Genomic DNA, 16,382 nt, shown 5'->3' with positions numbered 1-16,382 from the left:
CGGTAAAACATCTCAAGCTCAGACAGCGGCGTCAGTAGGAAAAAGCCCGGCGCACATATGATCGATAAAGGCCCGCAGCTTGGCCGAAGCATGGCGACTGGCCGGCCACAGCAACCAGAAACTGCCGCGATGTTCGAGGTGCTCATCCAGCACCCGTCGCAAACGCCCATGCTGTACGGCCTGGTTGACCATGTAGTCCGGCAGGCACGCAATGCCCAGTCCTTCTTGCACCACATGATTGAGGGACTCGATGGTGGTGCTGACCAGCGGTGCGCGCAGGTTCAGTTCGGAAGCCCCCGGGACATGACGCAGCGGCCAAGGCTCCAGCTTGCCGGTGGCGCAGAATTTGTGCCGCAGGCAGGCGTGATGATTCAGGTCCTGTGGCCGATGGGGGGTGCCGTGCTGGTCGAAGTAGCCGGGCGTACCGACGAGGACCAACTGGTAATGCCCTAGATGGCGCATCATCAAGCGCGAATCTTCTGGCTTACCGGTGCGAATCACCGCGTCGAAGCCCTCCTCTATCACATCCACCATGCGATCGGAAAAATCCACATCCAACTCGATGTCCGGGTAGGCACGCATAAAATCGCTGATCACCGGCATCAACAAACCACGCACTTGGGGCACACTGATCCGCAGCTTGCCGCGAGGCTTGGCAGTGACCTCAGTCAATTCCTGTTCGGCCGCTTCCAGCTCCGCCAGGATGCGCCGCGAACGTTCCAGGAACAGCGCGCCCTCGCTGGTCAGAGTGATGCTGCGGGTGCTGCGATGAAACAACCTGACGCCCAGGCGCTCTTCCATCCGCGCAATGCTTTTACCCACCGCCGACGATGACACGCCCAGTGCGCGGCCCGCAGCGGTGAAGCTAAGCGTTTGCGCGACCTGCACAAAAACCGAGAGGCTGCCCAGATTGTCCATGGTGATGCCTTTGCCGATTGCGGACATCAACGTCCGATAAGTTCGGAACCTTAGCCTGTTTTTCCGCGCCTCGCAGCCCCCTACCCTTGGCTCCTTGACCCTTTCAAGGAGAGCCCCGATGAACGACAGCCCCCAATTGATCGATACAGCCCCCCACGCTGAACCGCTGCCACTGGCCGGTTTGCTGGCGTTGGCCTGCGCCGGCTTTATCACCATCCTCACCGAGGCAATGCCCGCCGGTTTGTTACCGCAAATCGGTGCTGGGCTCGGGGTCTCCCAGGCTCTGGTCGGGCAACTGGTAACGCTCTATGCGCTCGGCTCGTTGCTCGCCGCTATCCCGCTGACATTGCTGACCCGGGGTTGGCGCCGGCGGCCGTTGCTGTTGATCGCCATCGGCGGCTTTGCAGTGGTTAACAGTGTCACCGCCTTTTCCAGCCACTATGGCTTGACCTTGGCTGCACGATTTTTCGCCGGTGTGTTCGCGGGCTTGCTGTGGGCCTTGCTGGCGGGTTACGCCAGCCGTATGGTCGCACCTCATCTGCAGGGCCGGGCGATTGCCGTGGCCATGCTGGGTGCGCCGCTGGCCTTGTCCCTCGGCGTGCCCGCCGGCACCCTGCTGGGTACGCTGGTCGGATGGCGCGCCAGTTTTGCCATCATGACTGGCCTGACCCTGTTACTGCTGGTATGGGCGCGTTGGCAACTGCCGGATTTTGCCGGTGAACCGCCAAGCAAACGCCTCGGCTTACGTCAGGTACTGGCGTTGCCAGGCATACGGCCGGTGCTCTGGGTGACCTTTACCTACGTGCTCGCGCATAACATTCTCTATACCTACATCGCCCCTTTGCTGGTGCCCGCCGGTATCGGCCGCGAGATTGATCGCGTGCTGCTGGTGTTCGGCCTGATGGCCCTGCTGAGTATCTGGCTGGTAGGCGTCTGGATTGACCGGCACCTGAGGCTACTGACCCTCATCAGTTGCGCGATGTTCGCCGTTGCGGCCCTGCTGCTCGGACTATGGTTCAACTGCGTAGTTGCCATTTACGTCAGCGTGGCGTTGTGGGGGCTCGCCTTCGGTGGCCTCCCCGCACTCTTGCAAACTGCGCTGGCCAAGTCGGCTGGCAACTCGGCCGATGCCGCCCAATCGATGTTGGTCACGGTATGGAACCTGGGCATCGCCGGAGGTGGATTAGTGGGCGGGCTCTTGCTCGAACGTTGGGGCGTCGTGGCATTTCCATGGGCAGTTCTAGGATTGATCGTGTTGGCGCTGGGCGCAATCCGGGGTAAAGCGCTGCCCGCGCGATGACAAGTTTGTTTACAACTTATTCCTCACCTTCCTATCATCGCCCCTGGGTGCGTTGTTGCATAAAGCACGGCGCAGGTTAAAAGCCAAGCATTGGTCGGGCCGCCAATGGAGATTTGTCGTGCCTGATAAACACCCCGCCATCCCCCGCCCCCAGCGCTTGACTGAGGGCGCGCTGTCCGCCCTTGAGCGCTTTTCACACATCGAAGCCGTCAGCGGTATCGTGCTGCTGCTGGCCGCCATCGTCGCGCTGGTGTGGGCCAACAGCCCCGCCGCCGCGACCTACGAGCATTTCTGGAACACGCCCATCACCCTCGGGCAGGGCGATTACAGCGTGTCGCGCTCCCTGCATTTTCTGGTGAATGACGGGCTGATGACCATTTTCTTTCTGGTGGTCGGTGCCGAGATCCGCCAGGAAATCAAAGACGGCGCCCTCGCCAACCTGAAGCTGGCCACGCTGCCCTTGGGCGCGGCGTTGGGCGGTGTGCTGATGCCCGCACTCATCTACACCCTGCTCAACCACGACACCGCCGCCGCGAGTGGCTGGGCAGTCCCCACCGCGACCGACATCGCCTTTGCCGTGGGTGTGCTTGCGCTGCTGGGCAAATCGATTCCCAGTGGCGTACGCATCCTGCTGTTGGCCTTGGCGATCATCGATGACATCGTGGCGATCCTGATCATCGCGATCTTTTTCACCGCCAGCCTCGACTACATGGGCTTGGTGATTGCTGCCGGCGGGCTGGCCCTGGTGTTGGTGTTCCAACGCATGGGCATCAGCAAGGCGGCGATCTACCTGCTGCCAGGCGCTATCGTGTGGTTTGGCCTGCTCAAGACCGGCGTGCACCCAACGCTCGCCGGGGTGATCCTTGGCTTGATGACCCCCGTCAATTCCAAGCCCACCCGGGAACGCCCGCTGGAAACCATCGAACGCACCTTCAACGAGCTGATGGACCGGTTCTCGCAGCCAGCCGAAGGGACCCAGCAAGTCGCCACGCCCCTCAAGCAATTGCGCGAAGCTCAACGGGAAATACTGCCGCCGGTGCAGCGTGTTCAATCGGCGCTGCACCCCTGGGTAGCGTTCGGCGTGATGCCGCTGTTTGCATTGGCCAACGCCGGTGTGAGCCTGGACGGTTTCAATCTGGATGACCCGCTGGCCCACGGTGTGTTCATGGGCGTCATCTTCGCCCTGGTGCTCGGCAAGCCTCTGGGCGTGATGCTGGCGAGCCTGGCGCTGGTCAAGCTCAACATCTGCAAGCTGCCGGACGGTGTGACCTGGACGGGCGTTGGCCTCGTCGGCCTGCTGGCGGGGATCGGTTTCACCATGTCGATCTTTATCTCTTCCCTGGCATTTTCCGACCCGGCCCTGCTGTCGGCTGCGAAGCTGAGCGTATTGGCGGCTTCAACCCTGGCGGCGGTGATCGGGTTGACATGGGGCAAGCTCAAGTTTGCTGCCAAGCCTATCTGAGGCAGAGCACCAACCTGTGGCGAGGGAGCTTGCTCCCGCTGGGTCGCGAAGCGGCCCTAAAAAGCCGGGACTGCTGCGCAGTCAACGGGAGCAAGCTCCCTCGCCACAGTGACAGTCCCATTTAACTGAGTAGCCGCTTTATCAAGGGCAAAAAAAGACCCCGGCCTTTTCAGGTCGGGGTCTTTTTATTCAGGCCGGCATCAATACTTCTTGATGTCTGCCTGGGTTTCCAGCTGCTTGCGGTAGGCCGCGAAGTCCTGCTGGCCAATACGGGAAGCGAGGAAGCGGCGATATTGCGCTTTTTCTTCGTCCGTAGGGGCCGCTGCTTCGTTCACGCCGTTCAAGCGCACGATCACCAGGCTGCCATCGCGCAGGGTCACGGTGGTGAAGGTCGGCTTGTCCTTGGCCGCAGGCTTGGGCATGCGGAACAAGGCTTGCAGCACGGCCGGGTCGATGGAGTCCTGACCACGGGTAGCTGCCTCAGTCACCTTCCAGGCCTGGCCATCAACCGGCTGGTCCAGCGCGGTCTTGCCATCACGCAGGCTGGCGATCAACTCGTCGGCATGGGCTTTGGCGGCAGCGCTCGCGCGCTCCTTGGTCATCTGGGTGCGAATGGCCGCAGCGACGTTCTCCAGCGGCAACTGGGCCGGCTTGAGATGCTCTTTGGCACGCAGCACGATGATGGTTTCCGGGTCCAGCTCGATAGCGCTACTGTTTGCACCTTCATCCAGCACTTCCGGGCTGAAGGCTGCAGTGACCACGGCACGGTTGGCCGCAACACCTTCACCACCTTCACGGCCAAACGGCGCGGAAGTGTGGACGGTCAGCTTCAGGTCAGACGCCGGCTGGGCCAGGTCAGAGGCTTCGAATGCCGCATCTTCCAATTGCTTGGTCGCTTCGACAAAACGCTGTTCAACCTGCTGTGCCTTGAGCTCGCGGGTCAGCTTGTCTTTCAGGCTGGCGAACGATGGCACCTCAGGCGCTTCAACGCCCAGCAACTTGATCAGATGCCAACCGAAGGTAGTGCGCACTGGCGCCGACACCTGGTCTTGCTTCAAGCCGTACAGCGCGGTTTCAAAGTCCGGGTCATAAACGCCAGGGCCCGCAAAGCCGAGGTCACCGCCATTGTTGGCCGAACCTGGGTCCTGGGAGAACTCCTTGGCCAGGGCTTCGAACTTCTCACCCTTGGCCAGGCGCGCCTGGATGTCTTCGATCTTGGCCTTGGCTTGCGCCTCGGTGACCTTGTCGTTGACTTCAATCAGGATATGCGCGGCACGACGCTGTTCAGCGAGGTTGGCGGTTTCCTTCTCGTAGGCAGCCTGCAGCTCATCGTCCTTGACGCTGACCTGGTCGAAGAAGGAAGACTTCTTCAACTCCAGATAGTCGATGACCACCTGGTCCGGGGTCATGAACTCTTTGGCGTGCTGGTCGTAGTAGGCCTTGACCTCGTCGTCGGTGAGTTTCACCGCCGCAGGGTCAGCCTTGATGTTGACGGTAGCGAAGTCGCGGGTCTGTTTTTCCAGACGGGCAAATGCCAGCACCTCGGCGTCGGTCACAAAACCGCTGCCGGCGATGCCTGCGCGAACCTGGCCGATCAGCATTTCCTGGGTCAGCATCTGACGGAATTGCATGCGGCTATAGCCCAACTGACGGATCACCTGGTCAAAGCGTTCGGCGTTGAACTTGCCGTCCACCTGGAATTCCGGCGTCTGCAGGATCACCTGGTCCAGCGCCGCTTCCGAGAAGCCGAACTTGGAATCGGCAGCACCTTGCAGCAGCAGCTTGCGGTCGATCAGGCCCTTGAGGGCAGCACCGCGCAGCAGTTTTTCGTCCAGCAGGGAAGCATCGAAATCCTTGCCCAACTGTTGCATCAGCTGGCGACGTTGCATGTCGACGGCCTGGCTCAGTTCGGTCTGGGTGATTTCTTCACCATTGACCTTGGCCACGTCCTGCTTGTTATTACCCGAAGCCTGGAAAATGGCTTCGATACCGGTGAACGCCATCAAAGCGACGATGATCCCGATAATGGTCTTGGCAATCCAGCCTTGTGAATTGTCCCTGATATTTTGCAGCATGCGTCCCCCAGAAACGGTTGAACTTCAAAAATTAGGCAACCGTGGAGCGTGGGTAGAGTCCGGATAGAAGAAAGGCGCATCCGAGGATGCGCCTTCTCGTAACTGGCGGAGCGGACGGGGGTTCGAATCTGCACCCCCGGCGTGGCGACCCGATACGTGGGTCAGCTACCGCTCCGCTGCCAGGCCAGACCTGAGTCCGACCCGGGTAAGCAAAGGCTTGAACGAAGCTTAGTTAACGGCTTCTTTCAGGGCTTTACCGGCTTTGAAACCTGGTTTCTTGGCAGCAGCGATTTGCAGTGCTTTGCCGGTCTGTGGGTTACGGCCAGTGCGAGCTGGGCGGTCAGTCACAGAGAAAGTACCGAAGCCTACCAGTACCACGGAGTCGCCGGCCTTCAGAGCGCCAGTGACGGATTCGATTACTGCGTCCAGCGCACGGCCAGCAGCAGCTTTCGGGATATCAGCGGATGCAGCGATAGCATCAATCAGTTCCGACTTGTTCACTCTAAGTCCCCTTATATATCTATTGAGTATGATTCTAAGTTTTTTGGTAAAAAGCAAAACCAGTGCTGAATGGCCTACAGACACTTAAGAGCCGCTTTATAACAAGGGCTCTAAAAAGCTGTCAAGGAAGCCCCCCAGGCTCCAACACATTAATGCGTGCTAATTCTTTCCTTGGAATCGGACTCGCGTTTTTCGTCCTTCGCGACTATCTCCGGGACCACATCCGGCAAGGGCTCCGGCGCGTATTGCAGCGCAATTTGCAGGACCTCGTCAATCCATTTAACCGGTTTAATCTGAAGATCCTGCTTGATATTGTCAGGAATTTCCTTCAAGTCGCGAACATTCTCTTCAGGAATGATCACGGTCTTGATTCCACCCCGGTGCGCAGCGAGTAATTTCTCTTTCAGACCACCGATCGCCAATACCTGACCACGCAGGGTAATTTCCCCGGTCATCGCCACATCGGCGCGCACAGGAATGCCGGTCAACGCTGATACCAGCGCCGTGCACATGCCTACGCCAGCGCTAGGGCCGTCTTTGGGGGTTGCCCCTTCCGGCATGTGGATATGGGTGTCGTGCTTCTCGTGGAAGTCCAGCGGGATGCCCAGGCTGCGGGCGCGGCTGCGCACCACGGTCTGCGCGGCGGTAATGGATTCGACCATCACGTCACCCAGGGAGCCGGTCTTGATCAATTGGCCTTTGCCCGGAATCACCGCAGCTTCGATGGTGAGCAATTCGCCACCTACCTGGGTCCACGCCAAACCAGTCACCTGGCCGACCTGATCCTGTTGCTCGGCCAGGCCGTAGCGGAATTTCTTCACGCCCAGGAAGTGTTCCAGGGAATCGGCAACTACCTTCACAGAGAAGCGTTTTTCCAGCGCATGCTCCTTCACCGCCTTGCGGCAGATCTTCGCGATCTGGCGCTCAAGGCCCCGTACACCGGCCTCGCGGGTGTAGTAGCGCACGATGTCACGGATCGCCTCGACCTCGAATTCGATCTCGCCCTTCTTCAGGCCGTTGGCCGAAATCTGCTTGGGCGCCAGGTACTTGACTGCGATGTTGATCTTCTCGTCTTCGGTGTAGCCCGGCAGACGAATCACCTCCATCCGATCCAGCAAGGCTGGCGGAATGTTCATGGAGTTGGAGGTGCACAAGAACATTACGTCAGACAAGTCGTAGTCGACTTCCAGGTAATGGTCGTTGAAATTATGGTTCTGCTCGGGATCAAGCACTTCGAGCAAGGCCGACGCCGGATCGCCACGCATATCGCTGCCCATTTTGTCGATTTCATCGAGCAGGAACAGCGGGTTGCGTACACCCACCTTTGTCATCTTTTGAATCAATCTTCCTGGCATCGAACCGATGTAGGTACGGCGATGACCACGGATTTCCGCTTCGTCACGCACGCCACCCAAGGCCATGCGCACGAACTTGCGGTTAGTCGCGCTGGCAATCGATTCCGCCAGGGATGTTTTACCCACACCTGGAGGCCCGACCAGGCACAACACCGGCCCGCGGATTTTTTTCACACGCTTTTGCACGGCGAGGTACTCAAGGATGCGCTCCTTGACCTCTTCCAGGCCGTAATGGTCAGCGTCGAGGATCTCTTCAGCACGGGCCAGGTCCAGGCGCACCTTGGTCTGGGCCTTCCACGGCACTTGCACCAACCAGTCGATGTACGAGCGCACCACGGTGGCTTCGGCCGACATCGGCGACATCTGCTTGAGCTTGTTCAGCTCCGCGGTGGCCTTGGTCAGGGCGTCTTTGGGCAGGCCAGCGGCATCGATACGCTTTTTCAGCTCTTCGATTTCGTTGTGGCCCTCCTCGCCGTCACCGAGTTCTTTCTGAATGGCCTTCATCTGCTCATTCAGATAGTACTCGCGCTGGCTACGCTCCATCTGCTTCTTCACACGACCACGGATGCGTTTCTCAACCTGCAGCAGGTCGATTTCGCCATCCAGCAACGCCAGCACGTGTTCGACACGGGCCGACAGGTCGATGATTTCGAGGATGTCTTGCTTCTGCTCGATCTTCAGCGCCATGTGGGCGGCCATGGTGTCGACCAGGCGGCTTGGCTCATCAATGCTGTTGAGGGACGACAGGACTTCAGCCGGAACTTTCTTGCCCAGTTGGACATACTGCTCGAACTGCGAGAGCAGGCTGCGCACGAACACCTCGGACTCACGCTCCGGGGCTTCGACTTCGTCGATCAGCGCCACTTCTGCACGCAGGTGGCCATCCACCTCCATGAAACGCTCTACGGCGCCGCGCTGCTCACCTTCGACTAACACCTTGACGGTGCCATCGGGCAGTTTGAGCAATTGCAGGACAGTGGCAATGGTGCCGACGCGATACAGGGCATCTTCACCTGGATCATCATCAGCAGGATTCTTCTGGGCCAACAGCAGGATTTGCTTGTCGCCCGTCATCGCGGCCTCGAGGGCTTCGATAGACTTCTCGCGCCCCACGAACAGCGGGATAACCATGTGCGGATAGACGACGACATCACGCAACGGCAGGAGAGGCAATTCGATGGTTGTCTTCATGATTTCGCCTCTATGACAGTTCAAAAATAAGCTTGAAACCAAGATGGGGGTTACATGCAAAAAAAACAAGCTCAATGCCAGTAGTTAAACGCATGAATACACGCGAATTTAACCACCGCTCCGAGAAAAGCCCCCAAAAAACAAGGGGCCCCTAGAGGCCCCTTGCTTGTACCGCAACTGCTGAACGCTTACGCGTCGGGTGCAGCCTTGGCAGCCGGCTCACTGTTTTCGTAGATATACAGTGGCTTGGATTTGCCTTCGATCACGCTTTCGTCGATCACCACTTTACTCACCTCGGACTGCGAGGGGATTTCGTACATGGTGTCGAGCAACACGCCTTCGAGAATAGAACGCAGGCCACGTGCACCGGTCTTGCGCTCCAGTGCCCGCTTGGCCACCGATTTCAGCGCATCGGTACGGAACTCGAGGTCTACACCTTCCATCTCGAACAATTTGCCGTATTGCTTGGTCAGGGCGTTTTTCGGCTCGGTGAGGATCTGGATCAAAGCCGCCTCATCCAACTCGTCCAACGTCGCCAGGACCGGCAGACGGCCAACGAATTCCGGGATCAGACCGAACTTGACCAGATCGTCAGGCTCGACTTCACGCAGGGACTCGCCCACCTTCTTGCCTTCTTCCTTGCTACGCACTTCCGCACTGAAACCAATGCCGCCACGGGTGGAACGCTGCTGAATCACCTTCTCCAGACCGGAGAACGCACCGCCACAAATGAACAGGATGTTGCGCGTATCAACCTGAAGGAATTCCTGCTGCGGGTGCTTGCGGCCGCCTTGTGGCGGAACGGAAGCAACCGTGCCTTCGATCAGTTTCAACAGGGCCTGCTGCACGCCTTCACCGGAAACGTCCCGGGTGATCGACGGGTTGTCCGACTTGCGCGAGATCTTGTCGATCTCGTCGATGTAGACAATACCCATCTGGGCCTTCTCTACGTCGTAGTCGCACTTCTGCAGCAGTTTCTGAATGATGTTCTCGACATCTTCACCCACGTAGCCAGCCTCGGTGAGGGTGGTGGCGTCGGCGATGGTGAACGGAACGTTCAACAGGCGAGCGAGGGTTTCTGCAAGCAGGGTTTTACCCGAGCCTGTAGGACCGATCAGCAAGATGTTGCTCTTGCCAAGTTCAACCTCGTCACCTTTCTTGTCACGCTGGTTCAAGCGCTTGTAGTGGTTGTACACCGCTACGGCCAGAACCTTCTTTGCACGCTCTTGACCAATGACGTACTGGTCAAGGATGCCGCTGATTTCTTTAGGCGAAGGTAATTTATGCGCACTGCTCTCGGCCTGGGCTTCCTGCACCTCCTCACGGATGATGTCATTGCACAGGTCGACGCATTCGTCGCAGATAAACACCGAGGGGCCGGCAATCAATTTGCGTACTTCATGCTGGCTTTTGCCACAGAAGGAGCAATAGAGCAGCTTGCCGTTGTCCTCGCCGTTGCGGGTGTCAGTCATTCGTTCGATCCAAATCCGATAGGCTTGCAACACAAGATGAAGGCTTATGCGGGCTTTTTCAAGCCCGCCAGTGGTCGGACATGCCGACCAGCCCTATTTTGAGCGGCTTATATTAAGCGGGGCGCTTGTCGATCACTGCGTCGATCAACCCGTATTCCTTGGCGGCTTCAGCGCTCATGAAATTGTCACGGTTGGTATCGCGCTCGATTTCTTCCAGGGTGCGCCCGCTGTGCTTGGCCATCAGCGTGTTGAGACGCTCACGAATGAAGAGGATTTCCTTGGCGTGGATTTCGATATCCGACGCCTGGCCCTGGAAACCGCCCAGAGGCTGGTGAATCATCACACGCGAGTTCGGCAGGCAGAAACGCTTGCCTTCGGCACCCGCGGTCAGCAGGAAGGCGCCCATGCTGCACGCCTGGCCAATACAGGTGGTCGACACGTTTGGCTTGATGAACTGCATGGTGTCGTAGATCGACATGCCCGCAGTCACCGAACCGCCCGGTGAGTTGATGTAGAGATGGATGTCCTTGTCCGGGTTTTCCGCTTCAAGGAACAGCAATTGCGCACAAATCAGGTTGGCCATGTAGTCCTCTACCGGGCCAACCAGAAAGATCACTCGCTCCTTGAGCAGGCGCGAGTAGATGTCGTAGGCGCGTTCGCCACGAGCGGACTGCTCGACAACCATCGGGACCAGGCCGCCTGCGGCCTGGATATCAGAGTTCTGCTGAATATAGGAATTACGGAACATGCTCTGCAGTTACTCCCAAATAGTCATGTCTTGAAAACGCATAAGCCAGCGCGAGGCTGGCTTATGGTTGAATTTCCAACGAGTTGGACAATCAGTCGGCTTGTGCTGCTTCCGCCGGTTTGACTGCTTCTTCGTAAGAGACCGCTTTATCGGTCACCTTAGCCTTCTGCAGAACAGTATCCACAACTTGTTCTTCCAGCACAACCGAACGTACTTCGTTCATCTGCTGCTCGTTCTTGTAGTACCAAGCCACGACCTGCTCAGGCTCCTGGTAGGCCGAAGCCATTTCCTGGATCATTTCGCGAACGCGGTCTTCGTCAGGCTTGAGGTCGAACTGCTTGACCACTTCGGCCACGATCAGGCCCAGCACAACGCGGCGCTTGGCTTGCTCTTCGAACAGCTCGGCCGGCAGTTGGTCAGGCTTGATGTTGCCACCAAATTGCTGAACCGCTTGAACGCGCAGGCGATCCACTTCGTTGGACAGCAGGGCCTTAGGCACTTCGATCGGGTTGGCGGCCAGCAGACCGTCCATGACCTGATTCTTGACCTTGGACTTGATAGCCTGGCGCAGCTCACGCTCCATGTTCTTGCGAACTTCGGTGCGGAAGCCTTCGATGCCGGTTTCCTTGATGCCGAACTGGGCGAAGAACTCTTCGTTCAGCTCTGGCAGCTTAGGCTCGGAAACGCTGTTGACGGTAACGGTGAACTCGGCGGCTTTGCCAGCCAGGTCCAGGTTCTGGTAGTCAGCAGGGAAAGTCAGGTTCAGAACGCGCTCTTCGCCGGCTTTGGCGCCAACCAGGCCGTCTTCGAAACCAGGGATCATGCGGTTGGAACCCAGCACCAGCTGAGTGCCCTTGGAGGAGCCGCCAGCGAAGACTTCGCCGTCAACCTTGCCAACGAAATCGATGTTCAGTTGGTCTTCGTTCTGGGCGGCACGGTCGGCCACTTCGAAACGAGTATTCTGCTTGCGCAGGATTTCCAGCATGTTGTCCAGGTCCGAATCAGCCACTTCGGCGCTCAGACGCTCGATTTCGATACCTTCGAAACCGGCCACTTCAAATTCCGGGAACACTTCGAATACGGCAACGTATTCCAGGTCCTTGCCCGCTTCCAGGGACTTGGGCTCGATCGAAGGCGAGCCAGCAGGGTTCAGCTTCTGCTCGACAACGGCTTCGTAGAAGGAAGCCTGGATCACGTCACCTACAGCTTCCTGGCGCGCATCGGCACCAAAACGACGCTTGATTTCGCTCATAGGCACTTTGCCTGGACGGAAACCAGCGATCTTGGCCTTTTGGGCAGTCTGCTGCAGACGCTTGTTGACCGCAGTCTCGATACGCTCTGCCGGCACGGTGATGCTCAGGCGGCGCTCGAGAGCAGTAGTATTTTCAACAGAAACTTGCATGGATATTCCTCGTTGCACAGACATTAGCCGGCCATTTCCGACCCCAATCAAGGGCATGCATTCTAGTGGGTCAAACTCAAGAAGTCACCCTACTGAAAACACCGCGAAAAACAGCCGGCAATTTATCGGTACGAAAGCACTGAAGTACCTCGCCCCGGTGACAAATACAGCCAAATTGCGCCAGGGCTCTGCGCCGCCCCTCTCTATATATAGAAGGAACAACCATTCATCTCCCTGACGGCCCGCCCTGCGAACAAGGCGAGCAAGCAACGCGGCATCATCGAGATACATAAATACGACGACACGCCCTGCCGGGGCAGCCCAGCACCTGCAACCACCCAATATCAAACCGCCAAAACCAAAAAAGGCGCCAGACTGTTAAATCTGGCGCCTTTCGAATATGGGGTGGACGAAGGGGATCGAACCCTCGACAACGGGAGTCACAATCCCGTGCTCTACCAACTGAGCTACGCCCACCATATTGCGTTAACAAAGAAACCAAACCACTTCTTTGTTGAGCCCTGCCCCGCCTGATGACCGGGAAAAGCTTTAATTGGTGCGGATGAAGAGACTCGAACTCTTACGCCTCGCGGCGCTGGAACCTAAATCCAGTGTGTCTACCAATTCCACCACATCCGCGCTTGAAGCTCTTAAAGCAAAGGCGCCAGACTGTTAAATCTGGCGCCTTTCAGAATATGGGGTGGACGAAGGGGATCGAACCCTCGACAACGGGAGTCACAATCCCGTGCTCTACCAACTGAGCTACGCCCACCATATAGCGCTACTTGTGCCAAAGCTGCCTAATGGCGCACCCGGCAGGACTCGAACCTGCGACCATCCGCTTAGAAGGCGGATGCTCTATCCAGCTGAGCTACGGGCGCCTTATTAATCTGTACTCTTGGAGGATTACAAACTAAGTGCTTCCAGCCTTGCAGTACAACTATTCTGCTCGACCTTCTTAACCAGTGCTAGGCTGTGCCCGACAAGTGCGACGAATAGTATAGACGCCCTGGAAACTCGTCAAATCTTTTTTGAAAAAAACTGATTTTATTTAAGGGGTTAGGGCAATTTGCAGACCAAGCGCCTTTGCCCTCGCGCTTTGGCATGCGAGAATGCGCGCACTTTTCTTCCCCCTCTCGATGGTTAATCACGCGTAATGACTGCACAACTTATCGACGGCAAATCAATCGCCGCCAGCCTGCGCCAGCAGATCGCCAAACGAGTCACCGAGCGCAGCCAGCAAGGCCTGCGCACGCCTGGCCTCGCGGTGATCCTGGTCGGCAGCGATCCTGCCTCTCAGGTTTATGTCTCGCACAAGCGTAAAGACTGTGAAGAGGTCGGCTTTATTTCCAAGGCCTACGACTTGCCTTCGGACACCACTCAACAGGCCCTGACCGACCTGATTGACAGCCTCAACGATGACCCGGGCATGGACGGCATCCTGCTGCAGCTGCCGCTGCCTGAGCACCTGGACGCCTCCAAGCTGCTGGAGCGCATCCGCCCGGACAAGGACGTCGACGGTTTCCACCCTTATAACGTCGGCCGCCTGGCCCAACGCATTCCCCTGCTGCGCCCATGCACGCCTAAAGGCATCATGACGCTGCTGGAAAGCACCGGTGTCGACCTGTACGGCCTTGACGCTGTGGTGGTGGGCGCATCGAACATCGTCGGTCGCCCGATGGCCATGGAGCTGCTGCTGGCCGGCTGCACCGTGACCGTCACCCATCGCTTCACCAAGGACCTCGCCGGCCACGTCGGCCGTGCCGACCTGGTGGTAGTCGCCGCCGGCAAGCCGGGCCTGGTCAAGGGTGAGTGGATCAAGGAAGGCGCCATCGTTATTGACGTGGGTATCAACCGCCAGGAAGACGGCAAGTTGGTGGGCGACGTGGTGTATGAAACCGCCCTGCCCCGAGCAGGCTGGATCACGCCGGTCCCCGGCGGTGTCGGGCCGATGACCCGGGCCTGCTTGCTGGAAAACACCTTATATGCAGCGGAAACGCTGCACGGTTAATAACCAGACGTAATGAAAAAGCCCTGCCTTAGCGCAGGGCTTTTTATTACGCGTAAAAAAACCGTTTTTTCTTAGTTTTTAAGCACTTTCGTCTGGTTCTAGAAGAACATTCGACAGTTCTTCATCCATACTCCTAAAATGTAACGTCATTTGTCTTAAGACCCGTTCTACAACGGCATTTCCTTACTTTTTAGCGAGTTCATCCGCGTGAAAATTCGTCTTTCTATTGTCAGCCTGTTTTTTGCGTTAACAGGCACCTTCGCCCACGCCGCCGAATCCACCCTGGCCCCGCGTGACGCCTCCAAGCTGCAGATCGCCTCCGGCAGCGCCATGCTGGTCGACTTGCAGACCAATAAAGTCATTTATTCCAGCAACCCTGACGTGGTGGTACCTATCGCCTCGGTGAGCAAGCTGATGACTGGCCTGATCGTACTCGAAGCCAAGCAGAACATGGACGAATACATCGACATCAACATCACCGACACGCCCGAGATGAAAGGCGTGTTCTCCCGGGTGAAGATCGGCAGCCAGATGCCACGCAAGGAAATGCTGCTGATCGCGCTGATGTCTTCGGAAAACCGCGCCGCCGCCAGCCTCGCCCACCACTATCCAGGCGGTTACGCGGCCTTCATTGCCGCGATGAACGCCAAGGCCAAGTCCCTGGGCATGACCAGCACCCACTACGTAGAGCCCACCGGCCTGTCGATCCATAACGTGTCGACCGCCCGCGACCTGAGCAAGCTGCTGGCCTATGCGCGCAAGTTTCCGATGCTGAGCCAGTTGAGCACCACCAAGGAAAAGACCGTGTCGTTCCGCAAGCCTAATTACACCTTGGGCTTCTCCAACACCGATCACCTGATCAACCGCGCCAACTGGGATATCAAGCTGACCAAGACCGGTTTCACCAACCAGGCCGGCCATTGCCTGGTGTTGGTGACGAGCATGGGCAATCGCCCGGTGTCGCTGGTGATTCTGGATGCCTTTGGCAAGTTCACCCATTTTGCCGATGCCAGCCGTATTCGTAGCTGGGTCGAGACCGGCAAAGGCGGCGCAGTGCCTGATGTAGCGCTGCGTTACAAGGCCGATAAAAACCTCAAGAACCGAGCGACCGCTACGGAAGTACGTCGATAAGCAACGGTTTTAGTGTGGGAGCGGGCTTGCTCGCGAATGCGGGGTGTCAGTCGCTACATTCATGGCTGACCCACCGCATTCGCGAGCAAGCCCGCTCCCACATTATTTGAGCTTCACTTCTTCTCTGCCAACACCTTGAGCGCTTGGGCCGCCGCTTGCTCCTGCCCCGCCTGCGCCGTGGCATTGGCCGCTTCGCGCCAGCGCTGCACGTCCACATTGGCCGGCAACTGGCTCGGGCGCTGGGTCAGAATGGCCCAATGGCCCGCGCTCGCCCACGCCGACTCGAAGTCGCTGAAGCGCATGATCAGCCGGCGCTCGTTGCCAGAGCGCAACAGCACCGTACTCTTCTGTTGGTTGAACCCCACCACCACGACATAGCGCGCCCCGGACCAATAACTGGCGTTGATCCGCGCCATCACTGGGTAACCCGCCGCCACCTGCGCCAGCACGGCGGTCAGCTTGGCCTCCAGTGGATACACCATCAGCCCGTATTCACGTGCCAACACTTGCATGTTGCGCTCAAGGTCCGCCTCGGCGCCGGGCAGGTGCAGCGGTTTATCAAGCAAACCCGGTGTCATGACAATGCCTTGTTGCGACAGCATGCTGGCAAGTGCCGTAGGACCGCTCTGATAAGCCTCGCTGCGAAAGGTCGGCACGCCAGTGAGTTCAACGCGCTCCGGCAAGCCTGGCAGTTTCGACGGTGTGCTGCTGGCACAGGCCGCCAGCCCAAGGGCAGCGGCGAGCAGCAAGGAGGTTTTAAGGTTCGACCGTAAGCGCAATTTTTTCACTCTCTTGATCAACTGCCGGTAAAGGCCT

12 protein-coding genes and 4 tRNA genes are annotated in these 16,382 nt (G+C 58.2%); 4 read left to right on the top strand and 12 right to left on the bottom strand.

The window, feature by feature from the left end:
- Positions 1-18: 18 nt before the first annotated feature.
- Positions 19-918: a LysR family transcriptional regulator gene (locus tag FXO12_RS01745; protein ID WP_173647455.1), complete on the bottom strand. Its 900-nt coding sequence runs from the start codon at positions 916-918 to the stop codon at positions 19-21.
- A gap of 118 nt (positions 919-1,036) precedes the next feature.
- On the opposite strand from FXO12_RS01745, the gene FXO12_RS01740 reads away from it, so the two are divergent.
- Together FXO12_RS01740 and nhaA are read left to right on the top strand one after the other, a co-directional pair.
- Positions 1,037-2,218, top strand: a complete 1,182-nt coding sequence (locus tag FXO12_RS01740) for an MFS transporter (RefSeq protein ID WP_054917370.1) — start codon at positions 1,037-1,039, stop codon at positions 2,216-2,218.
- Positions 2,219-2,336: 118 nt separating this feature from the next.
- Positions 2,337-3,680 (top strand): Na+/H+ antiporter NhaA, encoded by a 1,344-nt coding sequence (gene nhaA, locus FXO12_RS01735; RefSeq protein WP_057974947.1) that lies wholly within the window; start codon positions 2,337-2,339, stop codon positions 3,678-3,680.
- Positions 3,681-3,880: 200 nt separating this feature from the next.
- Here nhaA and FXO12_RS01730 read toward each other — a convergent pair whose 3' ends face one another.
- From FXO12_RS01730 to FXO12_RS01685, 10 genes are all read right to left on the bottom strand, one after another.
- The gene (locus FXO12_RS01730; RefSeq protein WP_057974948.1) at positions 3,881-5,755 is read right to left on the bottom strand and encodes a SurA N-terminal domain-containing protein; all 1,875 of its coding nucleotides are present in this window, start codon (positions 5,753-5,755) and stop codon (positions 3,881-3,883) included.
- Between the two features lie 228 nt (positions 5,756-5,983).
- Positions 5,984-6,256: an HU family DNA-binding protein gene (locus FXO12_RS01725; RefSeq protein ID WP_003174819.1), complete on the bottom strand. Its 273-nt coding sequence runs from the start codon at positions 6,254-6,256 to the stop codon at positions 5,984-5,986.
- A 149-nt stretch (positions 6,257-6,405) separates the two neighbouring features.
- Positions 6,406-8,802 (bottom strand): endopeptidase La, encoded by a 2,397-nt coding sequence (lon, locus tag FXO12_RS01720; RefSeq protein WP_034127948.1) that lies wholly within the window; start codon positions 8,800-8,802, stop codon positions 6,406-6,408.
- 188 nt (positions 8,803-8,990) lie between these two features.
- Positions 8,991-10,274 (bottom strand): ATP-dependent Clp protease ATP-binding subunit ClpX, encoded by a 1,284-nt coding sequence (gene clpX / locus FXO12_RS01715; protein WP_003192254.1) that lies wholly within the window; start codon positions 10,272-10,274, stop codon positions 8,991-8,993.
- A gap of 112 nt (positions 10,275-10,386) precedes the next feature.
- Positions 10,387-11,022, bottom strand: coding sequence for an ATP-dependent Clp endopeptidase proteolytic subunit ClpP (clpP, locus tag FXO12_RS01710; RefSeq protein WP_003192255.1), 636 nt, complete (start codon positions 11,020-11,022; stop codon positions 10,387-10,389).
- Between the two features lie 91 nt (positions 11,023-11,113).
- A complete protein-coding gene (gene tig, locus FXO12_RS01705; protein WP_034127949.1) occupies positions 11,114-12,424 on the bottom strand; it encodes a trigger factor in 1,311 nt (436 codons plus the stop codon).
- A 401-nt stretch (positions 12,425-12,825) separates the two neighbouring features.
- Positions 12,826-12,901: transfer RNA gene (locus tag FXO12_RS01700), tRNA-His, on the bottom strand.
- 77 nt (positions 12,902-12,978) lie between these two features.
- Positions 12,979-13,063: transfer RNA gene (locus FXO12_RS01695), tRNA-Leu, on the bottom strand.
- A gap of 57 nt (positions 13,064-13,120) precedes the next feature.
- Positions 13,121-13,196: transfer RNA gene (locus FXO12_RS01690), tRNA-His, on the bottom strand.
- Positions 13,197-13,228: 32 nt separating this feature from the next.
- Positions 13,229-13,305, bottom strand: a tRNA-Arg gene (locus FXO12_RS01685).
- 275 nt (positions 13,306-13,580) lie between these two features.
- Here FXO12_RS01685 and folD point away from each other — a divergent pair.
- Together folD and pbpG are read left to right on the top strand one after the other, a co-directional pair.
- On the top strand, positions 13,581-14,435 hold the full coding sequence (folD, locus tag FXO12_RS01680) for a bifunctional methylenetetrahydrofolate dehydrogenase/methenyltetrahydrofolate cyclohydrolase FolD (RefSeq protein ID WP_003192259.1): 855 nt from the start codon (positions 13,581-13,583) through the stop codon (positions 14,433-14,435).
- Between the two features lie 207 nt (positions 14,436-14,642).
- Positions 14,643-15,566: a D-alanyl-D-alanine endopeptidase gene (gene pbpG, locus FXO12_RS01675; RefSeq protein ID WP_057974949.1), complete on the top strand. Its 924-nt coding sequence runs from the start codon at positions 14,643-14,645 to the stop codon at positions 15,564-15,566.
- A gap of 113 nt (positions 15,567-15,679) precedes the next feature.
- Here pbpG and FXO12_RS01670 read toward each other — a convergent pair whose 3' ends face one another.
- Positions 15,680-16,345 carry a peptidase C39 family protein gene (locus FXO12_RS01670; RefSeq protein WP_057975025.1) on the bottom strand — a complete coding sequence of 222 codons (666 nt, stop codon included), beginning with the start codon at positions 16,343-16,345 and terminating at the stop codon, positions 15,680-15,682.
- Positions 16,346-16,382 lie beyond the last annotated feature (37 nt).

It is taken from the genome of Pseudomonas sp. J380, assembly GCF_009827115.1.
In the GTDB taxonomy this organism is placed as follows: domain Bacteria; phylum Pseudomonadota; class Gammaproteobacteria; order Pseudomonadales; family Pseudomonadaceae; genus Aquipseudomonas; species Aquipseudomonas paracarnis.
Note: the sequence above shows the minus strand (reverse complement) of the source record. Positions and strands in the feature narration are given on the sequence as shown.